The organism is Starkeya nomas (genome assembly GCF_902703545.1).
GTDB classification, from domain to species: domain Bacteria; phylum Pseudomonadota; class Alphaproteobacteria; order Rhizobiales; family Xanthobacteraceae; genus Ancylobacter; species Ancylobacter moscoviensis.
Map to the genome: position 1 here is coordinate 3,292,391 of NZ_CACSAS010000001.1, position 26,251 is coordinate 3,318,641.

Sequence of the window (26,251 nt, forward strand, 5' to 3'; positions counted from 1 at the left end):
TCAGGATGACACCTCTTCGAGAAGCCTCCGGGCTTCCGGGGCCGTCACCGCCGTCCAGCCCTCGAGCTGGTGGCGGAACCAGGTGTCCTGCCGCTTGGCGTAATGACGTGTGTCGAGGATGGCCCCCGCCACCGCTTCGTCCTGCGTGATCTCGCCGGCGAAACAGCGCCGGAACCACGGCACGCCATGCGCCTTGAGGATGGTCCGGTCGGCCGGCAGGTCGCGTGCCAGCAGGGCCCTCGCCTCCTCCGGCGCGCCTTCCTCCATCATCGCGTGGAAGCGCTCGGCGATGCGCGCGCGCAGCACCGTCCGGTCGGTGGCGAGAAAGAGCTTGAACGCCTGGTCCGCCGCCAGCACCGGAGGCTCGGCACGTTCGTCCTGCCAGCGCGCCAGCGGACGGCCCGTCGCCTCGAACACTTCCAGCGCGCGCATCAGCCGCTGCGTGTCGGAGGGGCGCACGCGCGCGGCGGTCTCGGGATCGACGGCGGCCAGACGCGCATGCAGGGCCGGCGCTTCGGGAGCAAGCGCACGCACGCGGGCCCGCACCTCGGCGGGAATGGCCGGCATGGGTGAAAGGCCGAGCGTCAGCGCCTTGAAATAGAGACCCGTGCCGCCGACGAAGATCGGCAGGCGTCCCTCCGCCTCGCTTTCTGAAAGGACGCGCCGGGCGTCCTCCAGCCAGTGCGCGACGGAATAATCCTGCGCACCGTCGACATGGCCGTAGAGACGATGCGGCGCGCGCGCCTCCTCCCCGGCGGTCGGCCGGGCGGAAAGCACTCGGAGATCGCGATAGACCTGCATGGAATCCGCGTTGATGACGACGCCGCCCGCCCGTTCCGCGAGTTCGAGCGCCAGCGCCGACTTGCCGCTCGCGGTCGGTCCTGCAATAAGCACCGCGCGCGGGCGCGAAGCATTTCCGGTCACGCCCGTCTCCGCTTCATGGGTCTCATCCCGCCTTTTTGCCCGTCGCCGGCCCGGCGGCAAGGTCTCTGTCGCCGCAATGTCCGATCACGCTTCCCACGTCGCCGTCCTCATCTCCAATCCGTCCGCCCCGGCGGTCGATGCCGCGGTGATCGCCGCGGCCCGCTCGGCGCTGCCCGCGCCCGGCGAGGCCCGCCTCCTCAGCCCCGGCATCGCCGCCGAAATCGGCTTCTCCGGCTCCACCGACATCGACGCCGTGCGAGCAGCGCTGGGCGCGGTGCCCGTCGACGTCGCCCTGCTGCCGGCCGAGGGACGCCGCAAGCAGCTTTTCCTCGCCGACATGGATTCCACCATGATCGGGCAGGAATGCATCGACGAGCTGGCCGACTATGCCGGCATGAAGGCGCATGTTTCCGAAATAACCGAGCGCGCCATGCGCGGCGAGATCGCCTTCGAGCCGGCGCTGCGCGAGCGCGTGGCGCTGCTCAAGGGCCTGCCGCTCGCCGTCGTCGACGAGGTGATCGCCGACCGCATCCGCCTCACCCCCGGCGGCACGGCGCTGGTGCGCACCATGCGGGCGAACGGCGCGCGCACTCTGCTCGTCTCCGGCGGCTTCACCCTGTTCACCGCGCGCGTCGCGGAGATGATCGGCTTCGACGCCCACCGCGCCAATGTGCTGCTCGCCGATGGGGAGAGCTTCGCCGGCCTCGTCGAGGAACCGATCCTCGGCCGCGAAGCCAAGCTGGCCGCGCTGGTCGAGACGCGGCAGGCGCTCGGCTTGCCTCATGCCGCGACGCTGGCGGTGGGCGACGGCGCCAACGATCTCGCGATGATCGGCGAGGCCGGCCTCGGCGTCGCCTACCACGCCAAGCCGGCCGTGGCGGCCGCCGCGCAGGTGCGCATCGACCATGGCGACCTTACCGCCCTGCTCTATCTGCAGGGCTACGCCGCCGACGAATTCATCACCGGCTGAGCCGCCTCACGGCGCCAGCGGCGGCGCCATGATCGGGCTCTGCAGCGGATCGGCCGGAATATCGACCGGTGGCCCCAGCGGCGGCGCGGCGCTGCCCGGCGCGAGTTCTCCCGGCATCTGGGCGCCGGGCGCGGAATACTGCCCGTAATAATAGGACTGCGGCACCGGACGCGATGGCGATGCGGCGGCCGGGGGCGAAGCCGGCGGCTGGGCGGGCGCTGCCGGCGCCGGCTCCTCGCGGCCTCTCCCGACGGCGGGATTGCCCGTCGCCTGCCCGCCATCGGTCAGCGGCGTGCGCCCGAATTCCGCTTCCAGCCGCTTGGTTTCGCGGTCGAGCGCCCGCATGTTGATGGCCGCCGTCAGCGCGGTGATGTCGAAGCGCCGTTCCGGCGCGGCCAGCGGGCCACGCCATTGCACCGCCGCCGCCGGCACGGCGGGCAGTCCCCCCTGCGCCACATCCTGCAGTTCCAGCGTCGCCTCGAAGCCGAGCGCGGCAATGTCGAGCATGCCGGAAACACCGAAACGCTGCTCGCCGGCAGTGATCCGCGCCGCGCTGGTGCGCGCCACGCCGTCGACGACGCTGATGGCGCTCTCCACCCGCTGCAGCCGCAGCGGGCCGCGCGACAGCCCCTCATTGAAGAGCTGGACCAGCTTCTGCCGGTCGGGCGGCAACCCGCGATCGGTCGCCAGCATCACATATTGCAGTGCCGTCGGATCGTTATAGTCGATCTCCAGCCCCTCGATCGCCAGATTGCCCTGCCCCTGGAGGCGGCTCGCCAGCACGAAGGGCGAGTTGCCGCGTCCGGTGAGGTCCAGCGTCGCCGTCACCCGGCCGCGCACGCCCGGCTGCTTCGCCCCGGCGGCCGCCAGCAGCGCCGCGCCGTCGGCATTGGCCAGCGACAACCGCCCGTCGAACTGGACGTTCTCGCCCTCGCGCCCGAGATTGAAGCGCCCGGCGAGGCTGCCGCCCGCCATCTGGCCGGCGATCTCCTCCACCGCGAGGCGCCCGCCCGAAAGCTTGCCCCGCAGCCTGGCATCACCAAGCGCCAGACCGCCCGGCAGTTCGAACTGGCCGACGTTGAGCGCCAGCTCGGCCGCCAGCGTCGCGAGCATCGGCGTGCCGAAGCGCGTCTTCGACCAGCCCTCCCCGCCGGAGGCGCCGACGACGAGGCTGAGCGCCTGCGGCAGGCTCCATTTCGCCGTCGTCAGTTCCGCCCGCACCGGCTGGCCCGGCGCGTAGGCGAGGCTGCCGTCGAGCCGCTGGCCGGCGATCGAACCGGAGAGGCCGCGCACCCACCATGTCTCGCCGTCGCGGCCGAGGGTGCCCTTGAGGCTAGCCGGCACGGCACGCGCGCCGCCCGACGCGACATCGCTCAGCAGTACGGCGAGGTTGGCGCCGTCGAGGGTGAGCGCGAGATCGGGCTGCACACGTCCCTCGGCGTCCAGCGCGAGGCTTCCCTGCCCCCGCAGGCTCGCACCGCCGAGCGCCAGCGTCGCGTCGACGCGCTCGCCGAGATCGACGACCAGCCGCCCCGCCCCGAGATTGCCCCGCAGGCCGGGAACGCCGAGGCGCGAGAGCACCGCGCTGCCGTCCTTCGCGTCGAACTGGACGCGCCCCTGCGGCCGCCGGTCGGCGCCGAAGCCGATCTTGCCCGCGCCCGACAGGCCGCCGAGCTGCCCGCCCGCCTCGACGCTGCTGCGTCCCGCCTCGGAGGCGAGGACGAGCCGCACATCGACGGGCGCCAGCATCGGACCGGCGGATGTGAGGAACGGCTCGATCTGCGTCAGGCCGAAGGCGCGCGCCAGTGCCGGCAGCCCTTCGGCCCGCTTGCCGGAAAGCTGCGCCTCGAAGCGGCCGCTGGCTCCCGCCTCGGCACTGCCCGGAGCGGCGAGCCGGCCGGAGCCCGTCAGGTCCAGCCCGGCGAGATCGTCTATGGCGAGACGCTCGATGCCCAGCCCTTCGGCATCACCCTTGAGAATGACGTCGACGCTCTTCGCATCGGCGCCGGCAAAGCGCACCTGCCGGCCGGTCAGGCTGAGGCCAAGATCGAAGCGCTCGGTTCCGAGCCCGATCAGCCGTCGCGCCGAGGGCAGCAGGGCATCGAGGTCGATATTGTCGGTGGCCAGCACGGCGTCGAGCCGGCCGCGCGCGCCCTCCTGCGGCAGGCTGTAGGCGGCGGTGCCGGTGAAATGGCTGTCGCCGGCGGTGAGGTCCAGCTTGTCGAAGGCGACGCGCGCCGCGCTGGCGCTGAGCTCGCCGGCGAGACGGGCCGCGCCGGCCGGCAGGTTGGTCACCAGCGCGCTCGCCTCCGGCGCCGCCCAGCCGGCGAAGGCCGGCAGGTCCTGCGCCTCCAGCACCACGGTTCCGCCGAACAGCGCCGCGTTCGGGTCGGTCTTGCCCGCCACGCTCGGCAGGCTGCCGGAAAGCACCGCCCGCGCGCCGCCCGGCAGCCGGGCCTCGATGGTGCGTGCCCGCCAGCCGGCCGGGGACCAGTCGAGCCCCGCCTGTGCCTCGCGCATCGCCGCGCCGGCGAGCAGTACGGTGTCGCTGGTCAGGTCCAGCGTCCCGCTGGTGGCGACCCCGGCCAACGGCGCGATGGTCGCGGCCAGCGCATCCACGGCGGCCAGGGGCACGGCACCGCCGGTCATCGCGTTGAGGTCGATCTGGCGGGCGGAGAGCTTCAGTTCCAGCCGGGTGTCCGGCTGCTTCTCGTTGCCGCCGGTGAAGCTGGCCATGCCCGTCAGCTCGACCGGGCGCTGCGCTCCTTCCAGCGTGAGGCTGAGGTCGCTGGCGCTGACCGCTTGCGGGCTTGCCTCCACCGTGCCGGCAAGGCTCCATCCCTTCAGCACGTCGGAGAAGGTCGGCACGGCCGGCGCCTTCCCGTCGGCGCCGCGCAAAGCGGGCGCCGGATCGGTGGCGGCGGCAAGCGAGGCGCGGCCGCGGAAGCCCGGCTTTCCGCCGGCGAGGCTGAGCACGCCGTCGGCATCGATGCTGAAGGGCGAGCCGACATTCTGCACGCCGAGCCGCAGCTTCGCCGTGCCGTCCGGCGCGAAGGTCGCAAGCGAGGCGCGCAGCCGGCGGCGCACGCCGGCGGTCTCCACTTCGCCGTCGAGCCGCGCCGGCCCCAGCGTACCGCCGAGCGCGCCGATCAGGTCCATGTCGTCGAGCTTGAGCGTGCGCCCGTTGGCGCGGTCGACGAGTTCCAGCGTGCCGTCGCGGATGTCCAGTTCGGCGATGCTGAAGCCCGCGGCCCGCGTGGCCCCGGTGGGAAGAACGAACTTGCCGGTGGCATCGACCACCACGCGCAGGCGGGGCCGGGTCAGGGTCAGCCGGTCGGCGACCACCTCGCCGCGCATCAGCGCGCCGAGCGAGAGATGACCGGCAAGCTCCGCCGCCGCCATCCCCGTGCCGCCGCCGTCGACGCCGACCGAAACGTCGCGCAGCACGATGTGCGGCGTGGGCAGGATCTGCGCCTCGATCGGGCCGCGGATCACCACCGGGGCGCCGATGGCACGCGCCGCCTGCGCCTCGAAGACGGAGCGCCACTGCGTCCAGTCGACGACGAACGGCGCGGCGAAAGCCGCCGCGACGGCCAGTATGATGGCGCTCGCAATGGTCAGCAGCAGGTTCTGCACGCGACTCCTCCGGTCCACCCGCCCCGGCGCGCCCCGTCCCGGAAAGCGGGGCCGTCGAACCATCCTACGCTAGATTGTTGATATTTTTCGCATTCCCCGCGACACCCGCAAAGCGTCATTTGCGCCGCGGACGCCGTTTGGAAGGTCTCTTCGGGGCCGGATTCCGCTCAGGGCAGGATCTTGCCCGGATTCATGATGTTGTGCGGATCGAGCGCCAGCTTCACGGCCCGCATCGCGTCGAGTGTCGCCGTGCCGTGCTCGGCTTCCATGTATTTGCGCTTGCCTTGGCCGACGCCGTGCTCGCCGGTGGCGGTGCCGCCCATGGCGAGCGCGCGCTCCACCATGCGCGAGATGAAGTCCTTCGCCTTCGCGACCTCGTGCGGATCGTCCATGTCGACAAGGGTGACGGTGTGGAAATTGCCGTCGCCGACATGGCCGACGATGGGCGCGATCATGCCCATCTCCTCGATGTCGTGCTTGGTCTCGTCCACGCAGTCGGCGAGGCGCGACAGCGGCACGCAGACATCGGTCGCCAGTGCCTTGGCGCCCGGCTTCAGCGGCAGGCAGGCCCAGTAGGCGTCATGCCGTGCCTGCCAGAGTTTCGTGCGGTCCTCGGGTCGCGTCGCCCACTTGAACGCGCCGCCGCCATACTCGGCCGCGATCTCGCCGAAACGCTCGGCCTGCTCGTGCACGCTGGCCTCGGTGCCGTGGAACTCCACGAAGAGCGTGGGCTGCTCGACGAGATCGAGCTTCGAATAGGCGTTGCAGGCCCGCACCTGCACCTCGTCCAGCAGTTCGATACGGGCGACCGGCAGGCCGGACTGGATGGTGAGGATCACCGCGTCGCAGGCGGCGCGGATGGTCGGGAAGCCGCAGACGCCGCCAGAGATCGCTTCAGGAATGCCCGCGAGCCTGAGCGTCAGGTTGGTGATGATGCCGAGCGTGCCCTCGGCGCCGACGAAGAGCCGGGTGAGGTCGTAGCCCGCCGACGACTTCCTTGCCCGCCGCGCCGTGGTGATCACCTCGCCATTCGCCAGCACGGCGGTCAGGGAGATCACGTTGTCCTTCATGGTACCGTAGCGCACCGCATTGGTACCGGAGGCGCGAGTGGAAGCCATGCCGCCGAGCGAGGCATCCGCGCCGGGATCGATGGGGAAGAACAGGCCGACATCGCGCAGATGCTCGTTGAGCTGCTTGCGGGTGACGCCCGGCTCCACCACGCAGTCGAGGTCCTCGGGGTGCACCGAAAGCACCCGGTTCATGCGCGAGAGATCGATCGAGATACCGCCCTTCGGCGCATTGATCTGCCCTTCCAGCGAGGAGCCGGTGCCGAAGGCGATGACCGGAACGCGGTATCGGGCGCAGCTGCGCACAACAAGTTGAACGTCCTCCGTGCTCTCCACGAAGACCACGGCGTCCGGTGCCTCGTTCGGCAGCCAGGTGACGGTGTTGGCATGCTGCTCGCGAATGGCGCGGCCGGTCGCCAGCCGGTCGCCGAAATGGGCGGAGAGCTCGGCGATGACTGCGCTAACCGCTTCGCCTGCCTTTTCCGTCGCGGGACGCGCCTGCAATACCTCGTTCATCCCGCTCTCCTCTTCTCGCTGCCTGCCGCTAACCACGCGGCGACCATCGCATATACCTTATCGGTGTCCGCCGCGACCCCCGCCTCCGGCGCCCCGCCGCGCAAAAGGCACGGCGATACCCCCGGATCGCAAGAATTCAGTCATTCAATCGCCATCAGGACAGGTGACGACTGCACTGAAAGTCGGCACAATGCTTGTCAATAAGGCAGAGCGGTCACGCGCTCGCGGTCGGGATGGTGTCATGCTGGACGGGATCGACTTCGAGCCCGTGTTCTTCGCTCCTTTTGTTTCGTCCGTGATGACGGTCGAGCCGAACTGGGGCGATCACCACGGGCAGCTCAACGCAGCCTATTACGGCCTGCTGTTCGACCGTGCGGTCGACGAGGCCGTCTTCCTCGTGGGTCTCGGCCCCCATCGGGTGGAGAGCCGCAGCGCCTCGTTCGTCACGATCGAGGCCCATCAACGCTTCCTGCGCGAGCTTCGCGTGGGACAGGAGGTGCGGGTCACGTTGCGCCTCGTCAACTACGACGACAAGCGCATGCATCTGTTCCAGGAACTGCACCATGCCCGCGAGGGCTGGATCGCGGCGACCTGCGAGCAGATCGCCCAGCATGTCGAGGCCGGCACCCGCCGTGTGGCGCCGTTCCCCGACGAGGTGCTGGAACGCCTCGCGCTGATGAAGGCCGCCCATGGCGCGCTGCCGATCCCGGAAGGGCTCGGTCGGCCGGTCAACATGCCGATCCGGCTGTCGTGAGCGGCGTTCCTTCCTGACGTCTCCTCACCGCCGACCGGCGGGTGTCTCGTTGCGCCCTGAATCGGCTGTCAGCTCCAGCGTCGTCCAGCCCTCGATATCCCGCCGCCGCTTCAGCCGCAGCCCCTGCGCGCGATAGGCGGCCAGCGCCGCATTGGCGTGCGAGGGCAGCAACCCCGACAGCACCACCGTCCCGCCCGGCGCCAGCAGCCGGCGCAGTGGCCGGGCGATCGCCTTCAGCGGCGGCAGCAGGATGTTGGCGACGATGAGGTCGTAAGGCCCCTGCCGGCGGAACTCGCCCGCCCCGAGACCCGGCGCATGCAGGAAATGGATGTGCGGCGCGGCGCGGTTGGCCTTCGCATTGGCCTGCGCCGTCACCACCGCCACCCGGTCGATGTCGCTGGCGACGACCGGCGCATGGAACAGCCGCGCCGCCGCCATGGCCAGCACGCCCGTTCCGGTGCCGACGTCGAGCGTGCGCGCCGGACGGCGCTGCTTGCCATAGGCGGCGATCGCCGAGAGGCAACCCTTGGTGGTGCCGTGGTGACCTGTGCCGAAGGCGAGCGCCGCCTCGATCTCGATGCCGATGCGGCTTGGCGGCAGCCGGTCCCGGTCATGCGCGCCATGGATGACGAAACGGCCGATCGCGACCGGCGCCAGTCCTTCCAGCGAGGAGGCCACCCAGTCCTTCTTGTCGAGGGTGAGGAACTCGGCCTTGTCCGCATGGTCCGGCGCCACGAGGCGGATCAGGTCGCGGACGCTGTCCTCGTCCGGCGCCTCGCCGAAATAGGCCTCCATCGCCCAGGACGCCCCCTCGGCGAGATCCTGCTCCTCGAAGGCGGCAGTCGCCACCTCGGCCGGATCGAAGCTCTCGGAGATGATGTCGGCGATGGCGCGCGCCTCATGCTCGGGCGCCTCCACGCGCATCACATGGGTGGCGCCATTGGGCGGCAGTCCTTCGAGCATTCGGCATTCCTCGCGGCGGATCGGTCGCGCTCTGTTAAGCGAGGACGGCGCGGAACGCCAGCGCGTCGCCGCTCAGGCCGCCTCGACGAAACTGTCGACCACCTTCTTCTCGCCGGCCTTGTCGAACTGGACGGTGAGCTTGTTGCCCTCCACCGAGGCCACTTCGCCATAGCCGAACTTCTGGTGGAACACCCGGTCGCCGATGCCGAAACGCGACGATGCACCGGTGGACTTGGCGATCAGCTCGCCCTCGATGACCCGCCCGCCGCGCGCGCCCTCGCTGGCCGCGTAGCGCGAGGGGCGGTCCGAGAACCCGCCGCCGGAAGACCCGCCACCGGCACGGCTGGCGTTCTGCGCCCGCTGCCAGCCCGGCGTCGAATAGCTCGAGCCGAAGGTCTCGGCCTGGTCGAAGCGGCTCGGCCCGTAGCCGTAGCGGCCGGCCTGGCCACCTCCCCAGCCCTGGCCGCCGCGCGATTCCGTCACCTCCACGTCCTTCTCCGACAATTCGTCAAGGAAGCGGCTGGGCACGCTGGACTGCCAGAGGCCGTGGATGCGCCGGTTGGAGGCGAAGAACACCTTGGCCCGCCGCCGGGCGCGGGTGATGCCGACATAGGCGAGGCGGCGCTCCTCCTCCAGCCCGGCACGTCCCTGCTCGTCGAGCGCGCGCTGGTTCGGGAACACGCCCTCCTCCCAGCCGGGCAGGAACACGGTGTCGAACTCCAGCCCCTTGGCGGAATGCAGCGTCATGATGTTGACGGCGTCGCCATTGCCGCCGCCATCGACGTCCATCACCAGCGCGATGTGTTCGAGGAAGCCGATCAGGTTCTCGAACGGCTCCATGGAGCGCACGAGTTCCTTCAGGTTCTCCAGCCGGCCGGCGGCATCGGCCGAGCGATCCTTCTGCCACATCTCGGTGTAGCCGCTCTCGTCGAGCACGATCTCGGCCAGCTCGTGATGCGGCATGGTCGCCATCTGCTCGCGCCAGCGGTCGAACGCGCCGACGAGATCGCGCAGGGTGAGGCGGACCTTGGGCTTCAGCTCCTCGCTGCCGACCAATTCGCGTGCCGCCTCGATCAGCGGCAGTTGCGCCGCGCGGGCGTGGTCGTGGATCTGGCGCAGCGCCGCGTCGCCGAGGCCGCGCTTGGGCACGTTGACGATGCGCTCGAAGGCGAGGTCGTCGGCCGGCGAGGCGATGACGCGCAGATAGGCCAGCGCATCGCGGATTTCCGCGCGCTCGTAGAAGCGGGGGCCGCCGATGACGCGGTAGTTCAGTCCCAGCGTGACGAAGCGGTCCTCGAACTCGCGCATCTGGAAGGAGGCGCGCACGAGGATGGCGATCTGCGCCAGCGCATGCCCTCCGCGCTGGAGGTCCTCGATCTCCTCGCCGATGGCACGGGCCTCTTCCTGGCTGTCCCAGGCGCCCGTCACCGTCACCCTCTCGCCGCTGGCGCCTTCCGAGAACAGCGTCTTGCCGAGCCGCCCCTCATTGTGGGCGATGAGATGCGCCGCCGCGCCGAGGATGTGGCCGGTGGAGCGGTAATTGCGCTCCAGCCGCACCACCTTGGCGCCGGGGAAATCGCTCTCGAAGCGCAGGATGTTGTCCACCTCGGCGCCGCGCCAGCCATAGATCGACTGGTCATCGTCGCCGACGCAGCAGACATTGCGCGAGCCCTGCGCCAGCAGGCGCAGCCACAGGTACTGTGCAACGTTGGTATCTTGATACTCGTCAACGAGGATGTAGCGGAAGCGCCGGTGATAGTCGGCGAGCACGTCCGGATTCTCGCGCAGGAGACGGATGCTCTCCAGCAGCAGGTCGCCGAAATCGACCGCGTTCAACGCCTTCAGCCGCGCCTGATAATCGGCATAGAGCTTCTGCCCCCGGCCATTGGCGAAGGCCGCCCCCTCGCCCGCCGACACCTGGTCGGGACTGAGGCCGCGGTTCTTCCAGCCGTCGATGGTGTTGGCCAGCAGGCGCGCGGGCCAGCGCTTCTCGTCGATGTTCTCGGCCTGCAGCAGCTGCTTGAGCAGCCGGATCTGGTCGTCGGTATCGAGGATGGTGAAGCCCGACTTCAGCCCGACCAGCTCCGCGTGCCGGCGCAGCATGCGCACGCCGATGGAATGGAAGGTGCCGAGCCACGGCATGCCCTCCACCTCCTCGCCCACCATGGCGTGGATGCGCTCCTTCATCTCGCGCGCGGCCTTGTTGGTGAAGGTCACGGCGAGGATCTGCGAGGGCCAGGCGAGGCCGAGCGAGAGGATATGGGCGATGCGGGTGGTCAGCACCCGCGTCTTGCCGGTGCCCGCGCCGGCCAGCACCAGGACCGGCCCTTCGGTCGCCTCGACAGCCGCGCGCTGCTCGGGGTTGAGCCCGTCGAGATAGACACCGCTCCCGCCGGCCGACCGGCCGGGATTGGCCAGCGCCGCCGCGCGCGCGGCAATGCCGCCGGGGCGCGGCGCAGGCGCCGGCAGATCGGCCTGCACATCGGTTGACCTGTCCGCCGAAGCGCGCTCCGGCAGGTCGAAAGGAATGTCGAACGGATCGCCGTCCGGCTGTTTACGGGGGTCGGCCAACGGCCTGCTCGCAGTCATGTCACGTGATTCTTGGAGGAACAAAATGGCACCGGCATGCCCATTTGGCGAGGGCGGCACCGAAATCGCGTTTCACCTCGCCTTTTACGGGCGCGGCAGCACCATCGCCGTCGGGCCGTCGGGCTCGGGTGGAATCCCGAACCATTTCTGATGAATCCGTGCCAGCGTTCCGTCCCGCTTCATCTTCGTGATGGCGGCATCGATCGGCTCGGTCAGGGGAGAATTCCGCGCCAGCATCAGCGCGTAGCGCTCATCGCTCGGCACGCGCGCCACCACGGCGAGATCGGAGCGCCCGAGCAGGCGGTAGAGCAGCGCCGGGATGTCCCCGACATGCGCATCGACGCTCCCCTCGCCCAGCCACGCCAGCCCCTCGTCGAGCCCTTCCGCCTTGCGGATGGCGGCGATGCCGAGCCGCTCCTTGTTCGCCGTCACCCACAGGTCGCTCGTGGTCTGCGGAATGACGCTGACCGTCCGCCCTGCGAGGTCGCCGAGCGAGCGGATGGGAGAATTGCGCATCACCACCACCCCCTGCGTCGTCTCGTAATAGGGCTGGGTGAAGTCGAAACGGCCGACGCGCGGCGCCACGATGCTGATGGTCGACATGGCGAGGTCGATCCGGCCCTCCTCCAGCGCCGGAAACATCTCCCCGAACACCATTTCGTGGATCACCACCTTCCGCCCGATCTGCGCGCCGATGGCTTCGACCAGATCGACCTCGAAGCCGACCACCGCGCCTGTCCCGTCACGGAACTGCCAGGGCTTGTTGTCGAGATAGGTGCCGACCCGCAGCTCGGAATCCGCCCGCGCGGGCGGTACGGCGGCGGGCGCGCCAAAGGCCAGCGCGAGCGCCGCGGTCAGGATACGCATGATCACCCGCGATGCGACGACCATGGCTCCTCCCATGCGCCCGCAGCAATTGACGTCATCCCCGTTCGCGCCGATGCTGGCGCAATCGCCAACATTCGTCCAGCGAGCCCCCATGTCGAACGGCCTTTATCTGATGACCGCGCTCGCGGGCGCGCTCTACGTGCTGTCGCCGGGGCCTGCCTTCCTCGCCTTGTTCTCGCTGGCGGCGACGCATGGGCGCCCGGCCGGCGCCCGCTTCGTCGGCGGACACCTGATCGGCGACGTGGCCTGGACCGCCCTCGCCTTCGCCGCCATCATCGGCGTGAACCAACTCGGCCCGACGCTGTTCGACATGCTCGGCATCTTCTGCGGGCTCTATCTGTGCTGGCTCGGCGCCAAGGCGCTGATGTCGTGCGAGGGCGCGGCAGCGCCGGCCGGCTCCAGCCGTCCACTGATGACCGGCGTGCTGTTCGGCCTCACCAATCCGAAGGCCTACCCGGTCTCGGTGGCGATGTTCACCGCGCTCACGGCGCAATACGCCTCCGGCCTCTCCTGGGATGCCGCCCCGCAGCTGCTGCTGGCGGCGTTCGCCGGCTTCATCGTCGCGGACATCATCCTCGTCTGGGCCGCCGGGCTGGCGCCGGTGCGGCGCGTCTTCCTGCGCCACGGCCTCCTCATTACCCGCCTCGTGGGCGTGATGTTCATTGCCTTCGGCGCCAAATCGCTGGCCGATGCCGGGCGCGGCATCGCCTCGCGCAACTGACCGGCGACGTGCCTGCGAGACCCGAGTGACGTGATGTTCGAAGCCAAGTTTCAGACCTTTTCCGACGCCGCCGCCCCCTCCCTCGGTACGGCAAGACTCAAGCTGCTGCGGGCGGAGCTGGAACGGCGCGGGCTGGACGGCTTCATCGTGCCGCGCGCCGACGCGCATCAGAACGAATATGTCCCGCCTTGCGACGAGCGCCTCGCCTGGCTGACCGGCTTCACCGGCTCGGCTGGCGTCGCCGTCGTGTTGCGCGACAAGGCCGCTATCGTCGTGGACGGACGCTACACGCTGCAGGCCGCCGATCAGGTCGACACCGCCTCCTTCGAGGTCGTCCCCCTCGCGGAAACCACGCCCGAGCGCTGGCTGGAGAAGAACCTCCCCACCGGAGCACGTTTCGGCTACGATCCGTGGCTGATCACGGTGGACGGGGAACGCAAGCTGCGCCAGTCGGTTGCGGCGGCCGGCGGCACTTTGGCCGCTGTCGAGGGCAACCCGGTCGACGCGGTATGGACCGATCGGCCGGCCGCGCCGCTCGCGCCGGTCATGCTGCGCGAGGCGGCACTGGCCGGGGAGGCGGCGGCGGACAAGATCGCCCGCGTGCAGGCGGCGCTCGCCGAGCAGAAGCTCGATGCGCTGGTGATCTCCGATCCGCATTCGGTCGCGTGGATCTTCAATATCCGCGGCGGAGACGTCGCCTTCACACCCCTGCCGCTCTCCTGGGCTCTCGTGCCAAAGGAGGGGCGCCCGACCCTGTTCGTCGACGGACGCAAGCTCTCCAATACGGCGCGCGATGCCCTCGCGCAGGTGGCAGAGATCGCCGAGCCGGCGCTGCTGGAGCGCGCGGTGGAAATGATCGCCGGTTCCGGCGCCACCCTGCGGCTCGATCAGGCGACCGCCCCCGCCCTTCTCGCCGCGCGCATCGAGGCGGCGGGCGGCAAGGTTTCCTCCGGCCCGAGCCCGGTCGCGCTGATGCAGGCGGCGAAGAACGCCGCCGAGCTCGCCGGCATGCGCGCCGCCCATCTGCGCGACGGCGCGGCGCTCGCCCGCTTCCTGGCCTGGTTCGATGCCGAAGCGCCGAAGGGCGCGCTGACCGAGATCGACGCCGTGGCGGCGCTGGAAACCTTCCGTCGCGAAACCGGCGCACTGAAGGACGTTTCCTTCCCCACGATCTCCGGTGCCGGCCCGAACGGGGCCATCGTGCACTACCGCGTCACCGAGGCGACCAACCGGGCGATCCACCCCGGCGAACTCTTCCTCATCGACTCCGGCGCGCAATATGAGGACGGCACCACTGACGTGACGCGCACCATCGCTGTCGGCGTGCCGACGCCAGAGATGCGCGATCGCTTCACCCGGGTGCTCAAGGGCCACATGGCGATTGCGCGCGCCGTGTTTCCGCTCGGCACCTCCGGCGCGCAGCTCGACCCCTTCGCCCGACAGTTCCTCTGGGCCGCCGGGCTCGATTTCGAGCATGGCACCGGTCACGGCGTCGGGGCCTATCTCTCGGTGCATGAAGGCCCCGCGCGCATCTCCAAGCTCGGCACGGTGCCTCTGGCGCGCGGCATGGTGCTCTCGAACGAGCCCGGCTACTACAAGACCGGCGCTTACGGCATCCGGCTGGAGAATCTCGAGATCGTTGTCGATGGCCCCGCCGTCGAGGGCGCCGAGAAGACGCTGCTGGCCTTCGAAACGCTGACGCTCGCGCCGTTCGACCGGCGGGTGATCGAGACCGCACTGCTCACCGCTGACGAGATCGCCTGGCTGGATGCCTATCATGCACGTGTGCTGGCGTCGGTCGGCCCGCTGGTGGACGAGACCACCCGTATCTGGCTGCACGCGGCCACCGCACCGCTCGGCCGCTAGCGGGATCGCGCTCCCTCGCCTACCGGCGTGGAAGACCGCAAGCATTCAGGTGAGCATATCGCCTGGTGTGCTTGGCGGTTTAATGGAACCATCGCCAGCGGCCGGCGTTTGTCTCCTGACCCATGCAACGTGGCAGACGGAGACACCGCCATGACCACTATTCTCCTGATCATTCTTATCCTGATACTTGTCGGCGCCCTGCCCAGCTGGGGCTATAGCCGCAGCTGGGGCTATGGCCCCAGCGGTCTCGTCACCATTCTTCTGGTGATCCTGATCGTGATGATGCTCACCGGCAGGGTATAGGCGGGGCTCGCTCAGCCCCGCCATTCGGCGGCGATCTCTCCCGCCGGGCGGATCGCGGCGCCGGCGAACTGCAGTGCCGCCATCATCGCCACCTGCACGTTCGCCGCCGGCACCTCGCTACCGCCGAAAGCAAGATCACGGGTCGCCGCCGCGTCATGCGCCAAGGTGACACCGTAGCCGAGGTCGAGCGCCGCCCGCGTGGCGGCGTCGACGCACATATGGCTCATCGCCCCAACCACGACGAGCGCACCGACGTCCTTGCTCTTCAGCACCTCGTCGAGGTCCGTGCGCAGGAAGGAATTCACGTTCTGCTTCACGATCACCGGCTCTTCCGGCTGCGGCGCCACCGCCGGATGGATCTCTGCGCCCGTGGTGCCCTTGCCGAAGAACGGAGCGTCGACCTTCGGCGACTCGTGCCGCACATGGACAACGGGAATTCCCTTCTCCCGCGCGGCGCGCAGAAGGCCGGCCGCAGCCTCCGCCGCAGCTTCAATGCCGACCAGCGGATACTTCCCGCCGGGAAAATAATCGTTCTGAAGATCGATGATGAGCAGGGCAGTGGCGGACACGATACGTCTCCGGGACGAAGAGGGGGCGCCACGGTCGGACGCCGTGGCCCCACCTGTCAACCGGCGCCCGCCAGCGCCAGCCATTCGTCTTCGGTAAGCACCGCGACGCCCAGTTCGCGTGCCTTGGCGAGCTTGGAGCCGGCATCGGCGCCGGCCACGACATAATCGGTCTTCTTCGATACCGAGCCGGCGACCTTGGCGCCAATCCGCTCCGCCATGGCCTTCGCCTCGTCGCGCGTCATCTTCTCCAGCGCGCCGGTGAACACCACCGTCTTGCCCCCGACCGCGCCGCCGCTCGCCACCGCCTCCATCGGCTCGGTGGTCACTTCCTTCAGCAGGGCGTCGAGCGCCGCCTCATTGTTCGGCTCGTTGAAGAAATCGACCACCGCCTCCGCGACGACCGAGCCGATGCCCTCGATCCCCACCAATTCGGCCCAAGCCTCGTTGCCCTTGGGGTGCTCCTCGCCCGGCGGCACGGCCGCCAACGCGGCCTCGCGCAGCGCCTCGATGGAACCGAAATGCCGCATCAGCCGCTTGGCGTTGGTCTCCCCGACATGGCGGATGCCGAGCGCATAGAGGAAGCGGTTGACCGGCACATGCCGGCGCGCCTCGATGGCGGCGAAGAGGTTCTTCGCCGAGGTCTCGCCCCAGCCATCGCGATTCTTCAGCCGGGTCAGCGAGGTGGGATCGGAATCGCGGGCCACCAGCGTGAAGATGTCGGCCGGCTGGGTGATCATCCCCCAGTCGTGGAAGGCCTGCACCTGTTTCTCGCCCAGCCCCTCGATATCGAAGGCGTCGCGCGAGACGAAGTGGCGGATGCGCTCCACCGCCTGCGCCGGGCAGATCAGCCCGCCGGTGCAGCGCCGTACCACCTCCCCCTCCTCGCGCACGGCATGCGAACCGCAAGCGGGACAGATGGTGGGGAAGCTGTAGGGCTTCGCATCGGGGGAGCGGCGCTCCAGCACCACGTCGACGACCTGCGGGATGACGTCGCCCGCCCGCTGGATCGTCACCCAGTCGCCTTCGCGTATGTCGACCGGCTTGTCTTCGAAAATCCCGCGGATCGGCTCGCCATTGCCGCCGATGCCCCGGATGTAATCCTCGTTGTGCAGCGAAGCGTTGGAGACCACGACGCCGCCCACCGTCACCGGGGTCAGCTTGGCGACCGGGGTGAGCGCGCCGGTCCGCCCCACCTGGATCTCGATCCGCTCCAGCTGCGTGATCGCCCGCTGGGCGGGGAATTTGTGCGCCAGCGCCCAGCGCGGCGAGCGCGAGACGAAGCCGAGCCGGTTCTGCAGTGCGAGGCTGTCGACCTTGTAGACGACGCCGTCGATGTCGTAGCCGAGAGCTGCGCGCTGTTCCTCGATCCGATGATAATGCGCCAGCAGCTCGGCCGCCGAATGGCAGCGAACGGTGAGCGGATTGGTCGGCAGCCCCCAGCGTCGGAACGCCTCGATCACGCCGAACTGAGTGTCGGCCGGAAGCCCCCGGCCCTCCTTGCCGCCATCGCTTACCTCGCCCCAGGCATAGGCGAAGAAACGCAGAGGACGGCTGGCCGTGATCTTCGCGTCGAGCTGGCGCAGGCTGCCCGCCGCCGCGTTGCGCGGATTGGCGAAGAGCGGCTTGCCGGCGGCCTGCTGGCGCTCGTTGATCGCGGCGAAATCGGCGTGGCCCATATAGACCTCGCCGCGCACCTCGAAGATCTCGGGGACTTCGAACATGTCCCGGCCCTTCAGCCGTTCCGGGATCTCCCCGATGGTGCGCACATTGGCGGTGACGTCCTCGCCTTCGAAGCCGTCGCCGCGCGTCGCCGCCTGCACGAGGCGCCCACCCTCATAGCGCAGTGAGCAGGAGAGGCCGTCGATCTTCGGCTCGGCGGTAAAGGTGAGGTCGGCATCGACCGACAGCCCGAGGAAGCGGCGGACGCGGGCGACGAATTCCTCGACCTCCTCGTCGGCGAACGCATTGCCGAGCGAGAGCATCGGCACGCGATGGCGCACCTTGGCGAATTTCGCCGACGGCGCCGCGCCCACCTTCTCCGACAGGCTGTCGATGCCTTTGAGCTCGGGAAACTGCGCCTCGATCGCCTCGTAGCGCCGGCGCAGCTCGTCATACTCCGCATCGGAGATGGTCGGCGCGTCTTCCTGGTAGTAGCGGCGATCGGCGGCGGCGATCGCGTCGCCGAGCCGGGAATGTTCCTTGGCCGCCTCATCGGCGGTCAGCTTCTCGACGGGGATGTCGGCGGTGGATGCGCTCATGACGTTCACTTAACGGATTCGGCGCCCTTGAGCAGCCGCTCGGCAGCCGCGCGCGCTTCCGAGGTGATCTCGGCGCCGGAAAGCATGCGGGCGATCTCCTCGCGGCGATGATCGGGCGCCAGCGGCGCGACGCGCGTCGCCACCCGGTCGAGATCGCTCATCGCTTCCTTGGCGATGCGGAAATGATTGCCGGCGCGCGCCGCGACCTGCGGGGCATGGGTAACCGCGACCACCTGCACGCGGTCGGAGAGCCGTGCCAGCCGGGCACCGATGGCGTCCGCCACGGCCCCGCCGACGCCCGTATCGATCTCGTCGAAGACGAGGGTCGGCGCCGATCCCCTGTCGGCCAGCACCACCTTGAGCGCCAGCAGGAAACGCGCCAGCTCGCCGCCGGACGCCACCTTCATCATCGGCCCCGGGCGCGTGCCGGGGTTGGTCTGCACCCAGAACTCGATGCGGTCATAGCCATCGGCCTGACCGCTCTCGTCGCTCTGACAGTCGGTGATGAAGCGCGCATGTTCCAGCTTCAGCGGCGGCAGCTCGGCGTTCACCGCGGCGTCGAGTGCCATGGCCGCCGCGCGGCGCTTTTCGGAAAGCTGCCGCGCCGCGTGCCGGTAGGCCGTCTCGGCCTCGGCCGCGCGGGCTTCCAGTCGCTTGAGCGTTGCCGCCCCGTGATCGAGCGCATCGAGCTGCTCGGCGAAGCGCACCGCCACCGCGGGCAGCTCGTCCACCGTGCAGGCGAATTTGCGCCCGGCCGCACGTAGCGCAAAGAGCCGCTCCTCGATCCGCTCCAGTTCGTGCGGATCGAAATCCGCCTCACGCAACGCCGCGTCGAGATGCGCGCGGGCGAGTTCCAGCGCGTTCAGCGCCGCGTCGATCGCCTCCACAGCCGGGCGCACCAGCGCCTCCACCTCGCCGGCCCGCCTCTCCAGCCGGCGTACGGCGGCGGCAAGGCCGGGAATGGGCGAGCTGGCGCCGCCGACGGCGTCCTGCGCGTCCGCGAGATCGGTCGCGATCTTCTCGAACCGCATCATCTCGGTACGTCGCGTCGCGAGGCGCTCCTCCTCGCCCGGCTCGGCCGCCAGCGCCGTGAGTTCCTCCACCGCGTGGCGGATGAAATCGGCCTCCTTCGCCGCCTCGTCGAGCCGCGCCTTCTCTTCCGCCGCCTCCGCCCGGGCCGCCCGCCAGCTCCGCCAGAGGCTGCCGACCTCCTCGGTCAGCGGCGCAAGGCCGCCATAGGCATCGAGCAAGGCGCGGTGCGAGGCGGGGTCGACCAGCGCCCGGTCGTCATGCTGTCCGTGGATCTCGACCAGCCGCCGGCCGAGATTGCGCAGCATCTGCGCGCTCACCGACTGGTCGTTGACGAAGGCACGGGTGCGCCCATCCGCGTGCTGCACGCGGCGCAGAACGAGCGCCCCATCATCGTCGATGCCGGCTTCGTTGAGCAGGTCCCGCACGGGATGGTCGACCGGCAGGTCGAATTCCGCCGTCACCTGTCCCTGCGCCTCACCCTGCCGAACCAGCGAACCGTCGCCGCGCCCGCCGAGCGCGAGGGTGAAGGCATCGAGAAGGATCGACTTGCCGGCGCCGGTCTCGCCGGTCAGAACGGTGAGACCCGGCCGGAAGGACAGATCGAGCCGCTCGATGAGCACGATATCCCTGATCGACAGGGCGGCCAGCATGCGTGACGCTCCAGAACGATTCCGCGCGGAACAGCGGGACGCGCCTTTCTAGCAGCTTGCGCAGCCGCGCGCACCGGGCGTTCTCATTATGTTCGCAGAACACGCCACAGGACGGAAGAGGCGCTTGGCGCCCCGCCCGGAGATCAGCCCAGCGAGAAGCCCTTGAAGGCCTTGGCGATCCAGGACTGCTCATTGAGCTGCGGATTCACGCCGCGCGACTGAACGAGCTTGTAGGCGTCCTTGTACCAGGAGCTGTCGGGGAAATTGTAGCCGAGGACGGCCGCCGACGTCTGCGCCTCGTTGATCACGCCCAGCGCCATATAGGCTTCGGTCAGGCGGTACAGCGCCTCCTCGACATGGCGCGTCGTCTGGTAGCGGGTGACGACGACCTTGAAGCGGTTGATGGCGCCGGCGTAGTTGCGCTGCTCCAGATAGTAGCGCCCGATCATCATTTCCTTGCCGGCGAGCTGGTCGCGCGCGACCTCGAGCTTCTTCTTGGCGCTGACGGCGTATTCGGTGTTGGGGTACTTGCGGACCACCTCGTCGAGCGCTTCCATCGCGCGCTGCGTGCGCGCCTGGTCGCGGGAAATGTCGGGAATTTCGTCATAATAGGACGATGCCACGAGGAACGACGCATAGGCCGCATCGTCCGAGCCCGGATGCAGCGCCAGATAGCGCTTGGCCGCCGCGACGCACTCGTCGTACTTGCCCATGGAGTAATTCACATAGGCGATCATCAGCAGCGCCTTGCGCGCCCATTCCGAATAGGGATGCTGACGATCCACGTCCTCGAAGCGCTTGATCGCCTCGGCATAGTCTTCCTTCGCCATGAGGGTAAGGCCCTCATTGTAGCGCTGCTCCGCCGGAACGTCGGGGAAGACCGTCTCTTCCTTGTTGGTATCGAACCAGCTCGCGCATCCGCCGAGGGTCGCGCCGACCATGACGAGGCCGGCAAGCCGGACGGCGAAGGCGCCGGCGCTCAGCCCTCCACGCGCGTGCGTCGGGCGTTCCGCCGAAAGAGCCGCGCTGGGCCGGCCGAGACTGAGAAGACGCATCACAAGTTCGATCCCGATCTGGTCGCTACTTCGCCGCCGTGTTGCGCGATCAGGCGCTAAGGCCGCTTTCCGACCGGATTATGGCGCCTTGGAATGCCGAGAGCAAAGAGGTGTGGGCGAGCGCCGGTAAATCCGCATCTGTTGCGCAAAGGACGCGCAGAGGACGGGAAAACAGCCTCAAAGCTCCGGCGCATAGGCCGGAACGGCCACCGCAACCACGCCGGCATTGGCGCTGACACTGCGACGCGCCGGAATGCGGGCCTCGACCACCTCATAGGCCGTGCGGTCGGAAAGCAGAGCGTCGACCACGGCGAAGTTGAGCTTGTGGCCACCGCGATAGGAACGGTAGCGCGCCATCATCGGCAGGCCGCCAATGGCGAGGTCGCCCACCGCGTCCAGCGCCTTGTGGCGAACGAACTCGTCCGCGTAGCGCAGACCGGTCGTGTTCACGATGCCGTCCTCGCCGAGGCAGATCGTGTTGTCGAGCGAGGCGCCGAGCGCATAGCCCGCCTGCCAGAGACGCTCCACATCGCTCACGAAGCCGAAGGTACGGGCCGACGCCAGCTCCTTGCGGAACACGTTCGGCGACATGGTGGCCGCGAAGCGCTGGCGGCCGATGGCGGCGTGGGCGAAGTCGATCTCGACCTCGAGCCGGAAACCGAAATCGTAAGGGGTCAGTTCGCCATAGCCGGTTTCGGTCTCGATGCGGACCGGCTTCAGCACGCGCAGATACCGGCGTGGCCGATTGGTCTCAACGATGCCCGCATCATCGACCGCCGCCACGAACTCCCCGGCGCTGCCGTCAAGGATCGGCACTTCCGGCCCGTCCAGCTCGACATGCGCGTTGTCAACCCCGAGACCGGCGAAGCAGGCCAGCAGGTGCTCGACGGTGGAAACGGCCGGGCCGCTCGAATCACGCAGTACGGTGGCGAGGTCGCTGCCGCGCACGGCGCCACGGCAGGCACGGACGGACTGGGACGAATCGGTACGGTGGAAAACGATGCCGGTATCGGCTTCAGCGGGAGCAATGCTCAACCGGGCCTGCTTGCCGGAATGAACGCCGACGCCGGAAAGCGTCACGCAGTCGCCAAGAGTGGTCTGCCGTACAGCGTTCATTCAGTCCACAAAGCGTCCACACGAAGCGGAGTCGCTTTCCCCATTCCCCAAGAACCAACAAATTCGACCGCCATGTTGTGAGGCACGGAAGCGAATCCGAACCGGCGGCTTATCGTTGGCTGGCAAGATAACGACGCCCCCACCCGGCGCCAAATCACGCTTGCTTACCTTCTGTTACCGTTCCTACGCTGCCGCAAAATCCTAAAAAATCGTTTAATCTCAAAAGAGTACACCCGGGCCTCGCGACCCGGGTGCTGCATTGCATTACAGGCTCTGTAACAGGCGGCTTCCGCCCTCGCAGAAGACCGCCGTGACGGCCCCTCAGCCCTGCCGGCGCAGGAAGGCGGGGATGTCGAGATGGTCGTCCTCGGCCGGACGCGCGGCGCGGGGTTCGGCCGGGCGCTGGGCGGGACGCTTGGCGAACTCGGAGACCTCCGGACGCATGTCGGCCAGGGGACGGCTCTCCGGCTGCGCGGCGCGGCGCACCATCGGACGCATCTCGGCCGGCGGATCGACCTCTTCCTCGTCCTGGTGACGGCCGAGGCCGACATTGGCGAGACGCTGGAGCAGCGTCATGCGCTTCTTCTCGGCCTGATGATGCTCGGGCACCTCGCCGCGCGCGGCGCGGATCTGGTTCTGCGCGGGCATCGGCAGCTCGTCGACACGCGGCATGCGCGGCGAGGGACGCTCGGCCTGCGGCGGGATGAACGGCTCGATGGCGTGATCCTCATAGGCCGCCTCGTTGACCATCGGCGCCGGCTCCGGGTCCGCATAGAGCGCGGGCTTGGGCGCCAGCGGGCGGATGGTCACGTCGTCGATCGCCGCCGGAGCGGGGGCATAGGTCTCCTCGCCGCCATAGATGTGGTCGTCGGCGGCCGGACCGGCGAAGGTCGGCTCGGCGGCCGGCGCGTCGTAGTCGTCGACCAGCGCGGAAGCGACCGAACGCAGAGCCGCGTCGCGGCGGGCCTCGACGGCCGCGCGGCCGGCATTGGAGACCCGGCGTCCGCCGATGTCGGCGACGTTGCCGAGGCTGTGCGGGATCTGCTCCGGGATCACCGCCGGATCGATCCCGGTAGCGACCACGGACACGCGGATCAGGCCTTCCAGCGTCTCGTCGAAGGTGGCGCCGAGGATGATGTTGGCGTCCGGATCGACTTCCTCGCGGATGCGGGTGGCCGCCTCGTCGACCTCGAACAGGGTGAGGTCCTTGCCGCCGGTGATGGAGATGAGCAGGCCGCGGGCGCCGCGCATCGACACTTCGTCGAGCAGCGGATTGGCGATCGCCGCCTCGGCGGCGTGCAGGGCGCGCTTCTCGCCGGAGGCCTCGCCGGTGCCCATCATCGCCTTGCCCATCTCGCGCATCACGGCGCGGACGTCGGCGAAGTCGAGGTTGATGAGGCCTTCCTTCACCATCAGGTCGGTGATGCAGGCGACGCCGGAATAGAGCACCTGGTCCGCCATCGCGAAGGCGTCGGCGAAGGTGGTGCGCTCATTGGCCACCCGGAACAGGTTCTGGTTCGGGATGACGATGAGGGTGTCGACGCCCTTCTGCAGCTCGGAGATGCCCATCTCGCCGATGCGCATGCGGCGCTGGCCCTCGAAGTGGAAGGGCTTGGTCACGACGCCGACGGTGAGGATGCCGAGCTCGCGGGCCGCGCGGGCGATGACCGGGGCGGCGCCGGTGCCGGTGCCGCCGCCCATGCCGGCGGTGATGAACACCATGTGCGCGCCGGCGAGGTGATCGCGGATCTCGTCGAGCGCTTCCTCGGCGGCGGCGCGACCGACTTCCGGCTGCGAGCCGGCGCCGAGGCCTTCCGTCACCGCGACGCCCATCTGCACGATGCGCTCGGCCTTGGAGAGGGTGAGCGCCTGCGCGTCGGTGTTGGCGACCACGAAGTCCACGCCGCAAAGGCCGGCGGTGATCATGTTGTTGACTGCGTTGCCGCCTGCGCCGCCGACGCCGAACACGGTGATCCGGGGACGCAGTTCGCGGATGTCAGGTGCCTGGAGGTTGATCGTCATTTCTGTTGTCCCCTAACGCCGGAGGGCACGGAGCCCGTCTCGATCACTTTGGTGCCGGTTCCGCCGGCGCGGGTTATGTGGAAACGGGTTGCGCGAAGCACGTCAGAAGGCCTCCCTGAGCCAATGTCCGACGCGCGAGAAATAGCCGTCCCCCTCCGCGTGGGAGGTGCGGTGGCGGCGGGCCTCGAAATGCTCGAGCCCCGCGACCTGCGGATAGACGAGAAGACCGGTGGCGACGGCGAAGGGCGCCCCGCGCGCCGCCTCCGGCAGCTTGGAGATGCCCAGCGGGCGACCGATGCGCACCTGCGGGCCGAGGATCTTGCCGACCAGCTCGGCAAGCCCGGTGAGTTGCGCCGCGCCGCCGGTGAGCACGACGCGCTGGCCCGCGCCGGCCGCATGCCCGGAGGCGTTCAGCCGGTCGCGCAGCAGCTCGACGATCTCCTCCACCCGCGGGCGGATGATGCGCACGAGGCGCGACTTCGGCAGCGCCCGCGGCAGGTCGTGATGGTCGTCGGAAATGCTCGGCACGGTGAGCATCTCGCGTTCATCGGCGCTCATCGCCATGACGCCCCCGTGCAGGCTCTTCAGCCGCTCGGCGTCCATCAGGCGGGTGGAGAGGCCGCGCGCGACGTCGTTGGTGACATGCTGGCCGCCGAGCGCGATGCCGTCGACATGCACGCAATGGCCGTTCTCGACCACCGCCACCGTGGTGGTGCCGGCGCCGAAATCGATCAGCGTCACGCCGAGCTCGGCCTCGTCGTCGGCGAGGGTCGAGAGCGCGGCGGCGTAGGGCGCGGCGACCATGGCCTCGACACCGAGATGGCAGCGCTCGATGCACAGCAGCAGGTTGCGCACCGCCGCCGCTTCCGCGGTGATGACGTGAAGGTCGACGCCGAGCCGGCGCCCGAGCATGCCGCGCGGCTCGCCGATGCCGCCCACGCCGTCGAGCGCGTAGCCGACCGGCAGGGCGTGAAGGATGGTGCGCCCCTCGCCGACGGCGAAGGTCGAGGCGGCGTCGAGCACGCGGCGGATGTCGCCCTCGGCAACCGCCGGCTCCGGCAGGTCGACCTCGGCGGCGAAGTGCTCGGAGGACAGACGGCCGCCCGCGAGCGAGACGACGACGGAGGCGATCTGCGCGCCGGCCATGCGTTCGGCGGCGTCGACTGCCCGGCGGATGGCGTGTTCGGCACGCTCCATGTCGATTACGGTGCCGCCCTTCATGCCATGCGCGCTGGTGTGGCCGATGCCGAGCACGTCGACCGAGTGGCTGCGGCGGCGCAGGCTGGAGGAAGAATCGCGCGGCTTCAGCCGGGCGATCATGCACACGATCTTGGAGGTGCCGACCTCGAGCACCCCGACCACGCCGGTGCGGCGGGGCGACAGCGGACGCATCTTCGGGGCGATCTCGAACGGAGCGCGCGGTCTCATGTGTTGCTCCCCTTCTTCGCCTTGGCCCGGGCCTTCAGCTCGGCCTGGCGCGCCTCGTAGGCGGCATCGGAGAGACGGACCGACACGCGGTCGGGCAGGCGAAGGTCGACGATGGTGATGTCCCGGCTCAACAGAGACTTGTCCTTGTCCAGCACGGCAAGCTGCTGGAGCGCATCCACGAGGCCGCGCTCGGGCAGGCGCACGTCGATGCCGTTGCGCATCTTCAGCGTCCAGCGGCGATCGGCGACGCGAATCGCGGCGCGTACCTGATCGCGCACGCCGGGCACGAGGCTCAGGGCCTCGACGATCTCGACCACGCTCTTCTCGGCGCCGTCGCCGACGACGATCGGCAGGCGGATGTAGCGGGCATCGTCGGAATAGGGCGCGATCACCGTGCCGTCGCGGGCGATGACGTTGATCTTCCCGTCCTTCTGCCAGAGCGCGAATCCCTCGCGCTCGACGATCTGGATGTCCAGACGGTCGGGATAGAGCTTCTGCACCGTGGCACGCTTGATCCAGGCGAGTTCTTCAAGCCGGGTGCGCGCGCCCTCGGCGTCGAGGAACACCAGCGAGGAGGTCGGCTTCACGCCCGCCGTCGCGAGGATGTCGCCGGGGGTGACGTGATTCTGGCCAGAAAGATTGACGTTGGCGATCCGGAAGCCGGCGAGATTCGCGGCGGCATCGCCCATGTCGCGGACGGTTTCGATCGCGGTCGGCATATGGCCGCCACGCTCGAGGCCGTAGATGCCGGTGGCGGCGAAGAGCAGCGCGGTCAACCAGGTTCCGGCGCCGCAGCTCATCGCCCGCGAGGCGGAAAGGCCGACGAGGAATCGCCGACCGCCGATGATGGCGCGATCGAGTATGCGGGTGCGTCCTTCGGCCGGCGCCGCCCCCGCCTGATGGCGGCTCGGCATCCGGCCTCGC

19 protein-coding genes are annotated in these 26,251 nt (G+C 69.5%); 5 read left to right on the forward strand and 14 right to left on the reverse strand.

The window, feature by feature from the left end; all coding sequences use genetic code 11:
- A complete protein-coding gene (gene miaA / locus STARVERO_RS15725) occupies positions 1-924 on the reverse strand; it encodes a tRNA (adenosine(37)-N6)-dimethylallyltransferase MiaA (RefSeq protein WP_200837832.1) in 924 nt (307 codons plus the stop codon).
- A 76-nt stretch (positions 925-1,000) separates the two neighbouring features.
- Here miaA and serB point away from each other — a divergent pair, with 76 nt between their 5' ends.
- Positions 1,001-1,894: a phosphoserine phosphatase SerB gene (gene serB, locus STARVERO_RS15730; protein WP_159599906.1), complete on the forward strand. Its 894-nt coding sequence runs from the start codon at positions 1,001-1,003 to the stop codon at positions 1,892-1,894.
- Between the two features lie 6 nt (positions 1,895-1,900).
- Here the strand turns inward: serB and STARVERO_RS15735 are convergent, their stop codons facing one another.
- Entirely contained in the window at positions 1,901-5,530 is a 3,630-nt protein-coding gene (locus STARVERO_RS15735; protein ID WP_159599908.1) for an AsmA family protein, read from the reverse strand.
- A 167-nt stretch (positions 5,531-5,697) separates the two neighbouring features.
- Positions 5,698-7,113, reverse strand: coding sequence for an FAD-binding oxidoreductase (locus STARVERO_RS15740; RefSeq protein ID WP_159599910.1), 1,416 nt, complete (start codon positions 7,111-7,113; stop codon positions 5,698-5,700).
- Between the two features lie 241 nt (positions 7,114-7,354).
- On the opposite strand from STARVERO_RS15740, the gene STARVERO_RS15745 reads away from it, so the two are divergent.
- Positions 7,355-7,867, forward strand: coding sequence for a thioesterase family protein (locus tag STARVERO_RS15745; RefSeq protein WP_144344118.1), 513 nt, complete (start codon positions 7,355-7,357; stop codon positions 7,865-7,867).
- Positions 7,868-7,891: 24 nt separating this feature from the next.
- Here STARVERO_RS15745 and STARVERO_RS15750 read toward each other — a convergent pair whose 3' ends face one another.
- The 3 genes from STARVERO_RS15750 to STARVERO_RS15760 form a co-directional block, all read right to left on the reverse strand.
- Positions 7,892-8,830, reverse strand: coding sequence for a 50S ribosomal protein L11 methyltransferase (locus STARVERO_RS15750; RefSeq protein WP_159599912.1), 939 nt, complete (start codon positions 8,828-8,830; stop codon positions 7,892-7,894).
- Between the two features lie 72 nt (positions 8,831-8,902).
- The gene (locus STARVERO_RS15755) at positions 8,903-11,419 is read right to left on the reverse strand and encodes an ATP-dependent helicase (RefSeq protein WP_200837834.1); all 2,517 of its coding nucleotides are present in this window, start codon (positions 11,417-11,419) and stop codon (positions 8,903-8,905) included.
- 84 nt (positions 11,420-11,503) lie between these two features.
- Positions 11,504-12,310 carry a substrate-binding periplasmic protein gene (locus tag STARVERO_RS15760; RefSeq protein WP_159599916.1) on the reverse strand — a complete coding sequence of 269 codons (807 nt, stop codon included), beginning with the start codon at positions 12,308-12,310 and terminating at the stop codon, positions 11,504-11,506.
- A gap of 88 nt (positions 12,311-12,398) precedes the next feature.
- Between STARVERO_RS15760 and STARVERO_RS15765 the strand changes: the two genes are divergently transcribed.
- The 3 genes from STARVERO_RS15765 (at position 12,399) to STARVERO_RS15775 (ending at position 15,197) form a co-directional block, all read left to right on the forward strand.
- On the forward strand, positions 12,399-13,028 hold the full coding sequence (locus STARVERO_RS15765; protein WP_159599918.1) for a LysE family translocator: 630 nt from the start codon (positions 12,399-12,401) through the stop codon (positions 13,026-13,028).
- Positions 13,029-13,061: 33 nt separating this feature from the next.
- Positions 13,062-14,894 carry an aminopeptidase P family protein gene (locus tag STARVERO_RS15770; protein WP_159599920.1) on the forward strand — a complete coding sequence of 611 codons (1,833 nt, stop codon included), beginning with the start codon at positions 13,062-13,064 and terminating at the stop codon, positions 14,892-14,894.
- Between the two features lie 150 nt (positions 14,895-15,044).
- Positions 15,045-15,197 (forward strand): DUF3309 domain-containing protein, encoded by a 153-nt coding sequence (locus STARVERO_RS15775; protein ID WP_144344112.1) that lies wholly within the window; start codon positions 15,045-15,047, stop codon positions 15,195-15,197.
- A gap of 11 nt (positions 15,198-15,208) precedes the next feature.
- Here STARVERO_RS15775 and STARVERO_RS15780 read toward each other — a convergent pair whose 3' ends face one another.
- The 8 genes from STARVERO_RS15780 to STARVERO_RS15815 all read right to left on the reverse strand — a co-directional run bounded on the left by STARVERO_RS15780 (position 15,209) and on the right by STARVERO_RS15815 (position 26,241).
- Positions 15,209-15,766, reverse strand: coding sequence for a cysteine hydrolase family protein (locus tag STARVERO_RS15780; protein WP_159599922.1), 558 nt, complete (start codon positions 15,764-15,766; stop codon positions 15,209-15,211).
- Positions 15,767-15,822: 56 nt separating this feature from the next.
- On the reverse strand, positions 15,823-18,024 hold the full coding sequence (gene ligA, locus STARVERO_RS15785; RefSeq protein ID WP_159599924.1) for an NAD-dependent DNA ligase LigA: 2,202 nt from the start codon (positions 18,022-18,024) through the stop codon (positions 15,823-15,825).
- 5 nt (positions 18,025-18,029) lie between these two features.
- On the reverse strand, positions 18,030-19,706 hold the full coding sequence (gene recN / locus STARVERO_RS15790) for a DNA repair protein RecN (protein WP_159599926.1): 1,677 nt from the start codon (positions 19,704-19,706) through the stop codon (positions 18,030-18,032).
- A gap of 143 nt (positions 19,707-19,849) precedes the next feature.
- Positions 19,850-20,761 (reverse strand): outer membrane protein assembly factor BamD, encoded by a 912-nt coding sequence (locus STARVERO_RS15795; RefSeq protein WP_159599928.1) that lies wholly within the window; start codon positions 20,759-20,761, stop codon positions 19,850-19,852.
- A gap of 177 nt (positions 20,762-20,938) precedes the next feature.
- The gene (gene lpxC / locus STARVERO_RS15800; RefSeq protein ID WP_159599930.1) at positions 20,939-21,877 is read right to left on the reverse strand and encodes a UDP-3-O-acyl-N-acetylglucosamine deacetylase; all 939 of its coding nucleotides are present in this window, start codon (positions 21,875-21,877) and stop codon (positions 20,939-20,941) included.
- Positions 21,878-22,198: 321 nt separating this feature from the next.
- On the reverse strand, positions 22,199-23,899 hold the full coding sequence (ftsZ, locus tag STARVERO_RS15805; RefSeq protein ID WP_159599950.1) for a cell division protein FtsZ: 1,701 nt from the start codon (positions 23,897-23,899) through the stop codon (positions 22,199-22,201).
- A 102-nt stretch (positions 23,900-24,001) separates the two neighbouring features.
- Positions 24,002-25,327 carry a cell division protein FtsA gene (gene ftsA, locus STARVERO_RS15810; RefSeq protein WP_244616783.1) on the reverse strand — a complete coding sequence of 442 codons (1,326 nt, stop codon included), beginning with the start codon at positions 25,325-25,327 and terminating at the stop codon, positions 24,002-24,004.
- Complete coding sequence (locus tag STARVERO_RS15815) at positions 25,324-26,241, reverse strand: cell division protein FtsQ/DivIB (RefSeq protein WP_144344105.1); 918 nt, start codon at positions 26,239-26,241, stop codon at positions 25,324-25,326. The genes ftsA and STARVERO_RS15815 overlap by 4 nt, the downstream gene beginning before the upstream one ends.
- Between the last annotated feature and the right edge of the window lie 10 nt (positions 26,242-26,251).